The sequence below is a fragment of the Lachnospiraceae bacterium genome (genome assembly GCA_022794035.1).
Lineage (GTDB): Bacteria > Bacillota > Clostridia > Lachnospirales > Bianqueaceae > CALWPV01.
The window spans coordinates 262,546-276,277 of the sequence record JAAWDX010000001.1; the positions used below are offsets into that span (position 1 = coordinate 262,546).

11 protein-coding genes are annotated in these 13,732 nt (G+C 46.0%); 6 read left to right on the top strand and 5 right to left on the bottom strand.

Translation table 11 applies throughout. The annotated features are described in order from the left end of the window. Positions 1 to 33 precede the first annotated feature (33 nt). Together thrS and HFE64_01195 are read right to left on the bottom strand one after the other, a co-directional pair. A complete protein-coding gene (gene thrS, locus HFE64_01190; protein MCI8632086.1) occupies positions 34 to 1,938 on the bottom strand; it encodes a threonine--tRNA ligase in 1,905 nt (634 codons plus the stop codon). 325 nt (positions 1,939 to 2,263) lie between these two features. After that, a complete protein-coding gene (locus HFE64_01195) occupies positions 2,264 to 3,205 on the bottom strand; it encodes a hypothetical protein (protein ID MCI8632087.1) in 942 nt (313 codons plus the stop codon). A 268-nt stretch (positions 3,206 to 3,473) separates the two neighbouring features. Here HFE64_01195 and HFE64_01200 point away from each other — a divergent pair, with 268 nt between their 5' ends. The 4 genes from HFE64_01200 to HFE64_01215 all read left to right on the top strand — a co-directional run bounded on the left by HFE64_01200 (position 3,474) and on the right by HFE64_01215 (position 6,998). Further along, positions 3,474 to 4,403, top strand: coding sequence for a LysR family transcriptional regulator (locus HFE64_01200; protein ID MCI8632088.1), 930 nt, complete (start codon positions 3,474 to 3,476; stop codon positions 4,401 to 4,403). Between the two features lie 147 nt (positions 4,404 to 4,550). Next, positions 4,551 to 5,834 (top strand): O-acetylhomoserine aminocarboxypropyltransferase/cysteine synthase, encoded by a 1,284-nt coding sequence (locus HFE64_01205; GenBank protein ID MCI8632089.1) that lies wholly within the window; start codon positions 4,551 to 4,553, stop codon positions 5,832 to 5,834. A gap of 111 nt (positions 5,835 to 5,945) precedes the next feature. Continuing rightward, positions 5,946 to 6,452 (top strand): small multi-drug export protein, encoded by a 507-nt coding sequence (locus HFE64_01210; protein MCI8632090.1) that lies wholly within the window; start codon positions 5,946 to 5,948, stop codon positions 6,450 to 6,452. Positions 6,453 to 6,533: 81 nt separating this feature from the next. Beyond that, positions 6,534 to 6,998 carry an NUDIX domain-containing protein gene (locus HFE64_01215; GenBank protein MCI8632091.1) on the top strand — a complete coding sequence of 155 codons (465 nt, stop codon included), beginning with the start codon at positions 6,534 to 6,536 and terminating at the stop codon, positions 6,996 to 6,998. Positions 6,999 to 7,012: 14 nt separating this feature from the next. On the opposite strand, the gene HFE64_01220 is transcribed toward HFE64_01215, so the two are convergent. Continuing rightward, positions 7,013 to 7,939, bottom strand: coding sequence for a diacylglycerol kinase family lipid kinase (locus HFE64_01220; GenBank protein MCI8632092.1), 927 nt, complete (start codon positions 7,937 to 7,939; stop codon positions 7,013 to 7,015). A gap of 131 nt (positions 7,940 to 8,070) precedes the next feature. On the opposite strand from HFE64_01220, the gene HFE64_01225 reads away from it, so the two are divergent. Continuing rightward, positions 8,071 to 9,102: a 3-deoxy-7-phosphoheptulonate synthase gene (locus HFE64_01225; protein ID MCI8632093.1), complete on the top strand. Its 1,032-nt coding sequence runs from the start codon at positions 8,071 to 8,073 to the stop codon at positions 9,100 to 9,102. On the opposite strand, the gene HFE64_01230 is transcribed toward HFE64_01225, so the two are convergent. Together HFE64_01230 and HFE64_01235 are read right to left on the bottom strand one after the other, a co-directional pair. Further along, a complete protein-coding gene (locus HFE64_01230) occupies positions 9,099 to 10,868 on the bottom strand; it encodes a helix-turn-helix transcriptional regulator (GenBank protein ID MCI8632094.1) in 1,770 nt (589 codons plus the stop codon). The two genes, HFE64_01225 and HFE64_01230, sit on opposite strands and share 4 nt — an antisense overlap. Positions 10,869 to 10,888: 20 nt before the next feature. Further along, positions 10,889 to 11,737 (bottom strand): hypothetical protein, encoded by an 849-nt coding sequence (locus tag HFE64_01235; GenBank protein ID MCI8632095.1) that lies wholly within the window; start codon positions 11,735 to 11,737, stop codon positions 10,889 to 10,891. A 318-nt stretch (positions 11,738 to 12,055) separates the two neighbouring features. Here HFE64_01235 and HFE64_01240 point away from each other — a divergent pair, with 318 nt between their 5' ends. Next, positions 12,056 to 13,729, top strand: coding sequence for an ATP-binding cassette domain-containing protein (locus HFE64_01240; GenBank protein MCI8632096.1), 1,674 nt, complete (start codon positions 12,056 to 12,058; stop codon positions 13,727 to 13,729). Positions 13,730 to 13,732 lie beyond the last annotated feature (3 nt).

Here is a 13,732-nt window from a genome sequence, read left to right on the forward strand (position 1 = left end):
GTTTGCTGCAGCAGCAGGGCGATTTTTTTAGTATCAGCTCTTGCGAGTCTGAATTTCCTCTTTAATCTTGGCAATAAATTCATCCAGCGTCATGGTCAGGTTCTCGCCGGAATCACGCAGGCGGATGCCGATTGTCTGCGTCTCTTCCTCCTTGGCGCCCACAATGATCATGTAGGGAACCTTCTCGAGCTGTGCTTCGCGAATCTTGTAGCCGATCTTCTCCGCGCGGTCATCATACTCTGTACGGATGCCGGCGCTGCGCAGAGCTGCATAAACCTTTTGCGCGTAAGCGCTGTTCTTATCGGAGATCGGCAGCACCTTGGCCTGAACGGGCGCGAGCCAGGTGGGGAATTTGCCGGCATAGTGCTCGATCAGGATGCCGATGAAGCGCTCGATAGAGCCAAAAACAACGCGGTGGATCATGATGGGACGGTGCTTTTCGCCGTCCATGCCGGTGTAATCGATGTCGAAGCGCATGGGCAGCTGGAAGTCAAGCTGAATGGTGCCGCACTGCCAGGTGCGTCCCAGCGAATCTTCCAGATGGAAATCGATCTTCGGACCGTAGAAGGCTCCGTCCCCTTCATTGACAACATAGGAGAGCTCCATCTCATCCAATGCTGCGCGCAGGCCGTTTGTCGCCATCTCCCAATCCTCATCGCTGCCGATGCTGTTTTCGGGCCGCGTGGATAATTCCACATGATATTTGAAGCCAAACAGGCTGTATACTTCATCGATGAGGCGGGCCACGCCCTTGATCTCATCGGTGATCTGCTCTGGCATCATGAAGATATGCGCATCATCCTGCGTGAAGAGGCGTACGCGCATGAGGCCGTGCAGCGCGCCGGATTTTTCGTGGCGGTGCACCAAGCCGAGCTCACCCATGCGAAGCGGCAGATCGCGGTAGGAATGCGGCTGCGATTTGTAGACCAGCAGACCGCCCGGGCAGTTCATTGGTTTTAAAGCAAAGTCCGTATCATCAATGACGGTGGTATACATATTTTCTTTATAATGATCCCAGTGGCCGGAGGTCTCCCAAAGCTGGCGGTTGAGCATAATGGGAGTGGCAATTTCCTGATAATTTTCACGCGTATGGATCTCGCGCCAGTAGTCGATGAGCGTATTTTTCACGGTCATGCCCTTGGGCAGGAAGAACGGAAAACCGGGGCCCTCGTCAGCCATCATAAAGAGACCCAGCTCCTTGCCCAGCTTGCGGTGATCGCGCTTTTTCGCCTCTTCCAAGCGCTCCAGATATTCCTCCAGATCGCTCGCCTTGGTAAAGGCCGTGCCATAGATGCGGGTAAGCATTTTATTCTTTTCATTGCCGCGCCAGTATGCGCCTGCAATGGATGTCAGCTTAAAGGCTTTAACCGGCTTGGTGCTCAAAAGATGCGGCCCTGCGCACAGATCCACATACTCGCCCTGCCGGTAGAAGCTCAGTTCGGCATCCTCCGGCAGATCCTCGATGAGCTCCACCTTATAAGGTTCGCCCTTTTCTTGCATCAGCTGGATTGCTTCGGCCCGCGGAAGCGTAAAGCGCTCCAGCGCCAAATTCTCTTTCACAATTTTTTTCATTTCGGCTTCCAGCGCCGTCAAATCTTCTGGTGTAAACGGCTCCTCACGGTCAAAGTCATAGTAAAAGCCATTTTCGATGGCCGGTCCAATCGCAAGTTTAGTTTCAGGATACAGGCGTTTTACTGCCTGTGCCAAAATATGCGCCGCCGTGTGGCGGAAAGCCAGACGACCCTCCTCATCCTGGAAGGTCAGGATTTCAACGTCGCAGTCTTTATCTACGATGGTGCGCAGGTCTGCCTCTTCGCCGTTAACCTTGCCGGCGCAGGCATTGCGGGCCAGCCCCTCGCTGATCGATTTAGCGATGTCAAGCACGCTCATGGCGCTGTCGTATTCTTTTACAACGCCGTCTTTTAAGGTAATCTTCATGTGACTCCTCCTTCTTTATAATAAAAAATCCCGAATAAACACACTGTTTATTCGGGGGTACATACAAGTACGGTTCCACCTCGATGTTTCACTTTAGGACGGCATCCGGCATCTAAGCATGCGCGGTGCGATCCCTTTGACCGATAACGAGGTCAGTCGCCTGCCTTATATCAGCAGGGGCTCGGGAGTGGTTTTCATTATGAGCTGACCATAAAAAGCTTGCAGCCAAAGGCCTTTTTTCTCTGTCTGGCGTTCATAACTACTCGTTCCGTCTTTGCACTTTGTGTTTCATATTATACGCAGGCAGCGCAGAATTGTCAAGGCTTTAATTCGGTAAACGGCTTAAATGCAGGGCCTTGATTTTAAATAGCGCGTCGAGCTCGTCAAAAACGCCGTTTCGATCCTGTGTGATGACAAGTCCGTTCCCTTCTGAAATTTGGTGCATGGTGTAGAAACGGTTTTTTTCTGCCCATTTTTGCGCATAGCTTTTAATATGAAGCATCCCCAGATGTTCCCAATATATTTCATGGCCGTCCGGTCCGATAAGTGTGAAATCGGGGAGAACCATGCGGCCGTTTAAAATCAGGGTTTTTTCATATTGATAGGGAATGTTATGATAATAGAAAATATTAGCGAGTAAGGCTTCTGACTTGGAACGTACATATTCGCCGCGCAGCGTGAGGTGCTTTAAGTTCTCAGGGTATACGGCAGAAGAGGGGATAACAGGTGATGGGCTTTCTGTAGCTGAAAGCTGCTGAGGGTCAAGATGAAGTGTTTTGAGGCATTTTTTCACAAGAGTTAATTTTTTTCTTGTAATGCGCAGATCTGCTTCTATATTTTGGAGTCTGCGGATTTCTTGTTCATAAGTAGAAATTTCGTCTGCCGGGACCTTTTTCGTGTGCCGCTTTCCGTGAGTATAAAAGCAGTAATATATTTCGGGTTGTTTACGGCTTTTACGAGTTTCCAGCCTGCCGGGGCTGTGAATGCGTTTTTGGAGAAGAGTTTGCTGCATGTTGGTTAGTTCCTGATAGGCCTGTGATAGCAGATTTTCAATATCCCATAATCCTAAATTCATTGATGTACCTCCGAAAATGATTTTTATATTATTAGTATCGGAGTTTTTTAGTGAAAAGCACAGCCTACTTTGGAAATTTATTATTTTTAGAGAAACTTGCATGTCGGCAGTGGATACGGCAGAGAGGAAATCGGCGTGCATGCGGTTAAAATGCATGTCGGTGATGACTTGATTTTGGCAGAGAATCAACATGCAAAATTAAGAAAAGCATGCTGGTTTAAGTGACGGTAGAACGGAAATCAGCATGCAAATTGATTAAATGCATGCTGGTAGACATGCAGTCTGATGGGCCTACCGGCATGCAAATGAATAGGGTGCATGCTGGTGAGCTAAAATCGAGTATAAAAACCGACATGCAATAAAAGAAGGAATCAGAAAATAAACAAGCTATTGACAAAATACAGTTTTTGGTCATAGTATGATGCCTAGGGCTTTTAATATAAGAAATGAGGCAGGGCTTATGACATTACAGCAATTGCATTATGTGATTACGATATCGGAAACAGGATCCTTCAATAAGGCAGCGGAGCTTTTATATGTAGCACAGCCTTCGTTGACGAGTTCAATAAAGGAGCTCGAAAAAGAGCTAGGAATTGCCATTTTTCATCGCAGCGGCCGCGGTATCTCGCTGACTAGTGACGGCCTTGAATTTATGATTTATGCAAGACAGGTATATCATCAATATGAAGTGCTGAGAGATAAATACGGAAGAGCGGGAGAGCGAAAAAAGAAGTTTGGCGTTTCCACGCAGCACTATTCCTTTGCCATTAAAAGCTTTGTGGAGATGGTGAAGCAATTTGACACAGAGCAATATGAATTTGCGATTAGAGAGACCAAAACAAAGGAAGTGATTGACGATGTGATCACCTCTAAAAGCGAAGTCGGGATTTTATATTTGAATGATTTTAACCGTAAAGCGATTGAAAAACTGTTACGGACCAATCAGCTCGAGTTTCACAAGCTGATTGACTGCGAGGCCTATGTTTATCTTTGGAAAGGACATCCGCTTGCAAAAAATAAGCAGATTTGCTTTGAAGAGCTTGTTGACTATCCATGCCTTTCTTTTGAGCAGGGCGCGGAAGGATCCTTTTATTTTGCCGAGGAAATCCTTTGTACCAATGAGTATACAAGAATGATTAAAGCAACCGACAGAGCCACCATGTTAAATTTGATGATCGGGTTAAATGGCTATACGCTGTGCTCCGGAATTATCTGTGAAGAGCTTAACGGCTCAGATTATACGGCAGTTCCCTTTAAAATAGAGGAAGATATGGTGGGAGGCCGGATGGAGATTGGATATATTGTAAAAAGCAATATGATTTTAAGCAGTATGGGGCAGTTGTACACCCAGGAGCTCAAACGGTATTTGCAGCAGCATCACAGCAAATAGCAGGCAGCATATAGATTTTACCTATTACTCAGTATATAAAGGGAGTATTGGACACCGGATAGTGTGCGATATATAATCAGGTCATCAGATCAAACAACTTGGCCGGTTATAGATCCATTACTAATTAAGAAAAGAGGTAAAATCATCATGAGTAGTTATAAATTTGAAACATTGCAGCTTCACGTAGGGCAGGAACAGCCGGATCCGGCAACCGACGCAAGGGCGGTTCCCATCTATCAGACAACCTCCTATGTTTTTAAAAATTCAGCACATGCCGCTGCGCGGTTTGGTCTTGCGGATGCCGGCAATATTTATGGAAGACTGACAAATTCAACGCAGGATGTACTGGAAAAGAGAATTGCAGCACTCGAGGGAGGCGTGGCTGCGCTGGCGGTGGCTTCCGGAGCTGCCGCCATTGCGTATACCATTGAAGCGTTGGCGCAAAAGGGCGATCATATTGTAGCACAGAAAACAATTTATGGCGGCAGCTATAATCTGCTGGCCCATACACTTACCAATTATGGTATCGAGACAACATTTGTAGATATTCATAATCTGGCAGAAACGGAAGCGGCAATCCAGGAAAATACAAAGGCAATCTTTATCGAAACGCTGGGTAATCCCAATAGCGATATTCCGGACATAGAGGCCATTTCTAAAATTGCGCATCAGCATGGGATTCCGGTGGTGATTGATAATACCTTTGGCACGCCCTATCTGATCCGGCCCATTGAGCATGGCGCGGATATTGTTGTACACTCCGCTACAAAATTTATAGGCGGTCACGGAACAACCCTGGGGGGAATCATTGTAGATTCTGGTAAGTTTGACTGGAAGAAAAGCGGAAAATATGCGCCGATTGCAGAAGCGAATCCAAGCTATCATGGGGTATCCTTTGCAGAGGCAGCAGGCCCGGCTGCTTTTGTAACTTATATTCGCGCCATTCTGCTGCGCGATACCGGCGCAACGATTTCACCCTTTAATGCATTTCTGCTCCTGCAGGGCGTAGAGACGCTTTCGCTTCGCCTAGAGCGCCACGCAGAAAATACAAAGAAGGTCATCGAATATTTGAATAGTCATCCGCTGGTAGAAAAAGTGAATCATCCTTCCCTGCCGGATCATCCGCAAAATGAACTTTATAAACGCTATTTTCCGAATGGAGGAGGATCCATCTTTACCTTTAATATAAAGGGCGGCCAAAAAGAAGCGCATCAATTTATCGATCATCTGGAGATCTTTTCCCTGCTTGCCAATGTTGCAGATGTAAAATCGCTGGTGATTCATCCGGCAACAACCACGCATTCTCAGCTGACAGAGGAAGAGCTGCAGGATCAGGGCATTCAGCAAAATACCATCCGCCTGTCCATCGGTACGGAGCACATTGACGATATCATTGCCGATTTAGAAAAAGGCTTTGCCGCGTTAAATTAATATACTAATTCTGCCAAACTCATGATATAATAAAGAAACAGAACGACTGCAAGAATCCCGGAGGGATTACTTGCTAAGTTCGACGCCAGCCGAACTTATAGGAGGTTTAAAATGGCAGAAACACTCATCCAATGGTTTACAGATACGCTCGGCGGGGTCGTATCAAAGGAAATATTGGTTTTTATCATATCTATGGTTCCCATTCTCGAGCTGCGCGGCGGTCTCATCGCCGCGCGGCTGTTTGACATTCCTTATCTGCAGGCACTCGGCATCTGTATCGGCGGCAATCTGCTACCGACACCGTTCATCCTGCTTCTTATTACGCCGCTTTTTAATTGGCTTAAAACAACCAGACCTTTCCGGCCGCTCGTTGAAAAGCTGGAAAAGCGCGCCATGGGCAAAAGCGACAAAATCAGCAAATACGAATTTTGGGGGCTCGTTTTATTCGTCGGCATCCCCCTGCCGGGAACCGGTGCATGGACCGGCGGCCTCATCGCTTCCCTTCTCGGCATTAAATTCAAAAAAGCCTTTCCCGCCATCGTGCTCGGTCTCTTATTGGCCAGCGCCATCATGAGCATCGTCACCTATGTTATTCCGTGGGTTATTTCTCTGTTTTAAAAAAAGCGCCGCAAAATCATGCAGTCAGATGATGAAGCGGCGCGCTTATATTTTCAACATAACACAGAAAGGGGTACAGTTATGCCAAAGCAAATCCGCACATCCTCAAAAGCAGTGATCATTCAAAACGGTAAATTGCTTACAATCAAGCTAAATGACGGCAATGAGGAGTGGTACATTCTGCCCGGCGGCGGTCAGGAAGGCGAAGAAACGCTTCCACGGGCTGTTGAACGGGAAGTCAAAGAAGAGACAGGGCTAGATATCATCTGTAAAGAACTTCTTTTTGTGATAGAAGGGGTCAACGGCGAAAGGTTTCACCGGATTGATCTGGTATTTTCATGCGATTGCTTAGGAAAAGCGGAAAACGCAGAACGCCATAATGATGTCAATCAGGTCGGAGTTGAGTGGCTGGACATATCCACATTAAATGGATTACCCTTATTTCCGTCAAAGCTGCGCCGCCCGATCATGAATTTTTACGAAGGAAAAGAATATGCCAAGTACCTTGGAAATGAAGAGATAGGTGATCCGGAATGCTTAGAATAGAAAAATGCCCCGGATCACTTTTTCACATGTTTGCGCGGTTTGCGCACAGAAGAAGGCGGAACCAAGAAGCGAATCGCCCGTTGATGCGTGTGAATATGCACGGTCTGATGCAGCCCGCCATATTCACCGTCAAGTGTCCAGGGGATGGGCTGCGGGCTGCGCAGCACAATATCCTGTGCCTTTAAATATACAAACCGATCCGAGGTAAAATCCTGCGCCACCACGGCCGAAAAAATTGCGGCCAGATTCAGCGGCGCCGAAGAGGCCTTCACCAAAATGACCTCCGACAGCCCGTCGATCAGGCTGATATCATGAGCGCGCACGCGGATGCCGCCGATCGAGGTAGTATTAGCCACCATGCCAAATAAAAAGTCGCCCTCCACAGTCGTATCAGCCGTTTCCACCGTAAGGTGGTAGGATTTTAGAGAGGGCAGGCGCTTCATAACCTCGAAAATATAGGCCATGCTGCCAAACATATTTTTGCTCTCCTGTGAGGTGTCGTAGGCCACGTCGGTAAAGGCGCCGAAGGCCGCCACATAGGCGAAAAACGAATCCTCAAAGCCGCCGACGTCACAGGGCAGCGCCGCACCGCGCATGATATCGGCCGCGGCGGCAAGCGTTTTTTTGGAGATGTGGTGGCTGGCAGCAAAATCATTCATTGTGCCTGAAGGTATATACCCCACTGGCGGACGCTGCTGCGGCGGAAGCGCCATCAGCGCGCGCACCGATTCGTTCAGCGTGCCGTCGCCGCCGCTCACCACCAGCAGGTCATAGGCCGAGGCCTGATTGCGGATGGTTTCGTAGGCGTCAAGCCGGCGCTGCGTCGGGTGCACCGCCAGCTCATAGCCGTGCTGCGCAAAAATATTCAGGATTTCCATCAGATCAGCCGCCAGATGCTCGCGGCCGGACTTAGGGTTAAACACAAATAATAGCTTTTTCACATTGCCGTCTCCTTGTTAGAATAAGGTTATCATACCAGATTTTGGATTTGATTGCAATGTCTTGACTTTGGCGTGTGAAATTCATTATAATAAATCATTAGCCGGCCAGCCGGCAAAATAGGAGGATTTGTATGAGTTTTGTATTTGAGCGCGAGCTGCCGTCAGCGCAGCATCTGAAGGAACTGCTTCCGGTGGACGAAAAAGCTGCCGCGATGCGTGAGCGCCGTATTGCGCTGATGAAAAAAATTATGGAAGGCGAATATGACCGGCTGATGGTCATTGTTGGACCATGTTCAGCTGATAATGAAGAAGCCGTACTGGATTATATGCACCGGCTAGCAAAAGTGCAGGAAAAGGTTGCCGACAAGATTTTCATTGTACCGAGAGTATACACCAACAAGCCCCGTACAACGGGCGAGGGCTATAAGGGCATGATGCATCAGCCCGATCCCACGCAAAAACCGAATGCCTTTGAGGGTCTCAAAGCCATTCGGCATATGCACATTCGGGTGATGCAGGAGACCGGGCTGGTTGCCGCTGATGAGATGCTGTATCCGGGCAACTATGCTTTTCTGGATGATGTGTTGGGGTATGTGGCTGTGGGCGCGCGTTCTGTAGAAAATCAGCAGCACCGCCTGACCTGCAGTGGTCTTGACATCCCGGTGGGGATGAAAAACGGCACGGGCGGCGATGTGGATATCATGTTTAATGCTATCCGGGCCGCGCAGAGCGGGCATGATTTTATTTATCAGAACTGGGAGGTTGCCACAGAGGGCAATCCGTATGCCCATGCGGTGCTGCGCGGCGGTGTGGACTCCCGAGGACTTACCATCCCTAATTATCATTTTGAGGATCTTCTGCGCATTGCGCAGGAATATCAGGCAAGGGGACTGAGTAACCCTGCTATTATTGTGGATACCAATCACAGCAATTCGGCCAAGCAGTATGAGCAGCAGCCGCGCATTGCCTCGGAGGTCATGCACAGCATGAAGTATGATCCGATTCTGCGGAGCATGGTGAAAGGCTTTATGATCGAAAGCTATATTGAGCCTGGTGCGCAGAAAATCGATGATCATCAGATCTATGGCAAATCGATCACCGATCCCTGCTTGGGCTGGAAGGAAACGGAACGCATGATTTACGAGATGGCAGAAAAATTTTAAGCCTCCACTGACTTTAAGAGCTGCTCGGCAAGAGAACAGCTTTCTGTATCCAGCGTTTCTGCCCGTTCAAGGAGCCGGACCTGTTCCTGCCGTGAGGCGGGCAGCTCCGCAGCAGGGGCTGTCAGCGTATTATAAGAGAGGCGGCATCCGCTTAGGCGGCTGCGAAAATCGGCAGCCATATCGGCAATGTTTTGACAGTTAGCCGCAATTTTGGCGAGCGTCTCCTGCAGTGGTGAGGGGAGCAGATCCATACTCTCCCGCAGATATCCGGCGGCGCAGCGGCGAGAATCGATGAGATGGCAAAGCATATTATCGTTGACGCTGAGCCGGCGCAGGGCGTTTTCTCTGTCTTTTTCAAGGCAGAAGTCAGAGTCCTTGGCTAGGGCCTGCATCCATACCTCATAGGCGGCTTTTCCCTGATGATAGCCGCCGCAGCTTTCAGCATAAAAGGAGCGAAGCAGGATGGAGAGAGAGGTTTTTAAAATTTCGAGCGGCTGCGGCCGCTCCTTTTTTTCATCAAAATGAAGGATAAGAAAGGGCCAGAAATCATTGAACAGATAGCCTTCATTTTGTTCTGTGATCATTTGCTGATCCGCTTCAGAAAGCACAGCCGCCTGATCAAAATAGGTGCGGCATAAAAAGCGTTTGCCATGCTCCAGATAGCCAGTAATCAGTCCCCATTCGGGAGCCACGCGCAGGTTGATGGCGAGTACGGGCTTGCCGTTTTGAATATCGGTCATGATCGCTTGGCGTTCTGCGCTTCGCTCCGCTTTTTGCAGCCGTGCTGCCATGTGAAAATGGTAGCCGATGGCATCAAAAAGGGGCTGAGCATAGTCGAAGGCTACGAGTGCATCGGTGCAGCTATAATCCCAGACGTCGGTGAAGCAGATGCGGTAGCAGGCACCGCTCATGCCCATGATCTGCTGATAGGTGTAGGGGTCGTTCATATATTGCAGGGCGGCACACAGTGCACCCGCCCAAGGGCAGTCCATACCGTTTCCGAAGGCTAAGGGCATGACATTTTTTAGAATATGCTTTGCATGATCCTCAAGGGCAAGATGCGTACGGTGATGCGTATAAATCATGCTTTCGCCTTCGGGGCAGCAGATCGTATGGATGCCGTCGGCATTGGTGTAGATGATGGTCAGATATTCGGTGGTATCGCTGGCAGAGCTGCTGGGAAAGGTTTCGTGATTAACAGGAATCTGCTGCCAGTTGAAATATTCATAGTGGTGAATTTTCTGCATGGCAGAGGTATACTCCGCTGCGTTTCCGTAATAAGCGCCGATGATCTCAAACAGCTGCTCATTCAGGTAGCCGTTTGACTCCGGCGTTAAAAACAGCTCTTCATTTTCAAGGGCGTAGGAGAAGAAAATGCCCTTGGATGTTTGAAATTTAACTGTCAAAAGTTTGAGCCGGTCCCCCTCCAGAGCTGCTCCAATCAGCTGCGGGTGAACATAGAGCTGCAGCCGGTCAGAGCGTATCATAGTGTTTAACAGCTGCGTGACTGAAATCTGCGCGCGGCCGTCTGTATAAAACGCCTCCAAAATCAGAAGCTCCTTAGGCTGCAGCAGACTATCGATGCTGCAGTCAAGCGCCTGAGCCAGTGCAGGCAGAATAGCCGTTTCGGGGAGGCATTTGGCGTTTTCCCATTTGGAAACGGCCTGCGGACTTACATGAAGCTTCTCAGCAAGTGCCTCGCCGGTGTAGCCGCGTTCTTTGCGCAAAAATGCGATTTGCTGCGCGATTTTCTTAGAATCAATCATGAGAGATCTCCTTTCTGCTTTTAAATATCACAATAGCACCGGCCGTCCGCGTCTTTGGTATAGATTCTGTGCCGATGGATGTCTTTATATTCCGGCAAAGTGCCAAGCGCATTTCTCAGGATGTATTTGCCCATTTCGTTATAGGTATCGCCCTCTGAGATTTTCCCGTTTGACAGGCGGCCGGTAATCCACGGCCTGCGCAGCAGAGCCAACAGCCAGTCCTTTTTTTGTGCAATAAAATCGCGGGTGGCGTCGTTTTGCAGGTCCGCAAATGCCATCAGCAGATAAGAGAGCGGAATACCGTTTTGCGTCGCGGCTTGTCCGGGGCCAAAGGTCAAAAACTGTCTGCCAAGCGGCTGCAGCAATGCCTCAATCCACTTCGTATCGTTTGGCTGCACGGCAGCAAGAAGACGAAGTACGCTGATGCCGGTCGCGATGCACTCACCCTGCAGGCAGGAATTGGCAAAGCAGGTGTTTTTCAATCGGCGCAGTGTGTGGAGGATCATGGCATTCACTTCCGGATTTTCAGGATCAAAAAGAAAAAGCAGACGCAGGATCTCCAGCTCATAATGATTAGCATAGAGCAGATGCGTTTTGGGCAAATAGCCCTGCACCAGCCGCAGCTTTTTATTTTCATGATAGGGCGGAATATAATAATGAGGGTACAGATCCTCGGAGTCAGGTTGGATTTTCAGGCGTTTTTGATATTTTAGGAGATCCTCCGGGCAGCAGACGCCGGTTAAAAAGCTGGCAACAGCCCTTTGTTTTTCCGCGGCGGAAATGACCTCGCCAAAAACCTCCTTTTTGACAAGAGCGGTCAGAAGATGATAATTCTGCAGGTATTCGGTTTCTTTTATAAAGTATGGCATGATAAGCTCCTTTCTTCTGGTACCAGTATAGTTTATTGTAAAAGAAAAGGGAGGGCTTTACAAGACATGGCAGGTTAAGTGCGGAATTAAAAAGTCAACCTGAGGTTGAGAAAAAAGAAACAAATATATTTTATGAAAGTGTTGACAAAATGGACAAATCATAGGTATCATTATTGTAATCTTAAAATGTTATAGAAAAATTAGTAAGAGGAAAATGAGAAAAATAAGGAATATTAATAATGAAATTTTGTTATCAACTTGATTACTATAAAAATATACTAGTTAATTATATTGATAATATTATACAGGAGAGAGAAAATGATAAATAATAGCCTGTTGAAAAGTTTGTGGAATAATGAGAAATTAAAGAAAGTTTTAATCAAGGGTGAAGTATTGTTATTTTTAGGCACCCTTATTAGCTTTGTCCAATATTATTGTTTAGCTATGGTAATCAATTTGTTGCAATTTGGCATTAAAGTTTCCACCATTATTGCAGGGGTGTTTTTTATTATATTATCAGTAATAATAATATATATAGGAAAAAAGAGTTTAATTACGGTAGTGACTATTTATGAGAGGGATAATCGTAATAGATTGGCGTTACAGTTAAACGGAGTGAAAAGTGACGAAGAATTAAAAGTTTTTTTCGATGTCACTACGCGAGGGATATTTAATTTATCTAGTAAAATACAATGGTTGATTGAGAAATGGCCATTGATTTTTATAGAAGGTATTGTAGCAATTATATTTGCGGCTTGGATTAACTGGAAATTAGCGTGTATTTATTTATTAGGCCTGCTAATTATTCAAGGTGTTTCTTTTAAATTAGGCAAATATTACTTGAAAAAATTAAAAATGTATAGAGATATTTTTTCAGACCATGAATTTAATGTAGCCGAAAAAAATGATAACAGAGAATGTCTCATTGGCGAAGGCTACGGACAACAATTTGAAAATGAGTTGATAGATGAGGAGAAACGTTTAATGTCTTATAAATGGAAAATTGAAATAATAAATCAACTATATGAGACATTAAAAAATTATTCTAATATGATATATATAGTTATTTACTATATTATTGGTGGATACTTTATTTTAAAAGGAGAAGTTTCTATAGGAGCTCTTGTTTCATTTAATATTTATAGTGAATCAATAAAAGTATTATTTTCTTCAATCATCACTTATCAGGAAAATAATATTGATTGTAATCTTGAGCTAAGTAATCTTGATAAAATATTTAAAGCAAAAGAAAATGAATTGAATGAAGAAGGAATATCGGATAAAGAAGTAGACGCTATAATTATGAGTAATGTAAGCTATCTAAAAGAAAAGAAGAAAATCATAAATGATGTAAATTTGCGTATTAATAGCGGCGAAAAAATATGTATTGTTGGAAAAAATGGGATGGGGAAGTCCACTCTTGCTAAAATATTATCCGGTGTATATAAAGATTATGAAGGGGATATTTCTATTGTCCACAATAATACAGTTAGGGAAAGAAGAAAAAGCGATATTCAATATATTGATCAAAAAGTTTTATTTTTAAATGAGACCGTTTTAAAGAATATGCAGTATGCGAGCGTTTTCGAGGAAGAAGAAAGTTATGATACGATTAAAAATTTGGTTATTAGAAAAAAAGCAGATAATTTATTTGCTGAAGAAATTATTAGAAAAGAGGAAAGATTTTTGGAGGAAGGAGAAGCTAGTATTTCTGGCGGAGAAGCTAAGGTCTTATCTGTGTTACGAGGTTTGCTTGCCCGGAAAAAAATTGTAATTTTTGATGAACCGACAGAGGGATTAGATGCTAAGAAAGTGGATATGTTTATAGATTTATTAACAAGTATGGAAGAGACCTGCATAGTTATAACTCATGATATGCGGGTGTGTAAAAAGGTGGAGCATATTTTGATAATGGAAAATGGAATGATCAAAGAACAAGGAACGCATAAAGAATTATTGGAAAAAAGCGAGGTATATAATAGTCTGATATAGGAG

What these genes read in the sequence shown, in the direction of transcription:
- HFE64_01210 (MCI8632090.1), top strand. Translation starts at nt 5,946, where the DNA reads ATGGCAGAAACACTCATCCAATGGTTTACAGATACGCTCGGCGGGGTC.
- HFE64_01225 (MCI8632093.1), top strand. Translation starts at nt 8,071, where the DNA reads ATGAGTTTTGTATTTGAGCGCGAGCTGCCGTCAGCGCAGCATCTGAAG.
- HFE64_01240 (MCI8632096.1), top strand. Translation starts at nt 12,056, where the DNA reads ATGATAAATAATAGCCTGTTGAAAAGTTTGTGGAATAATGAGAAATTA.
- HFE64_01235 (MCI8632095.1), bottom strand. Translation starts at nt 11,737, where the DNA reads ATGCCATACTTTATAAAAGAAACCGAATACCTGCAGAATTATCATCTT.
- HFE64_01195 (MCI8632087.1), bottom strand. Translation starts at nt 3,205, where the DNA reads ATGTTGATTCTCTGCCAAAATCAAGTCATCACCGACATGCATTTTAAC.
- thrS (MCI8632086.1), bottom strand. Translation starts at nt 1,938, where the DNA reads ATGAAGATTACCTTAAAAGACGGCGTTGTAAAAGAATACGACAGCGCC.
- HFE64_01215 (MCI8632091.1), top strand. Translation starts at nt 6,534, where the DNA reads ATGCCAAAGCAAATCCGCACATCCTCAAAAGCAGTGATCATTCAAAAC.
- HFE64_01230 (MCI8632094.1), bottom strand. Translation starts at nt 10,868, where the DNA reads ATGATTGATTCTAAGAAAATCGCGCAGCAAATCGCATTTTTGCGCAAA.
- HFE64_01205 (MCI8632089.1), top strand. Translation starts at nt 4,551, where the DNA reads ATGAGTAGTTATAAATTTGAAACATTGCAGCTTCACGTAGGGCAGGAA.
- HFE64_01200 (MCI8632088.1), top strand. Translation starts at nt 3,474, where the DNA reads ATGACATTACAGCAATTGCATTATGTGATTACGATATCGGAAACAGGA.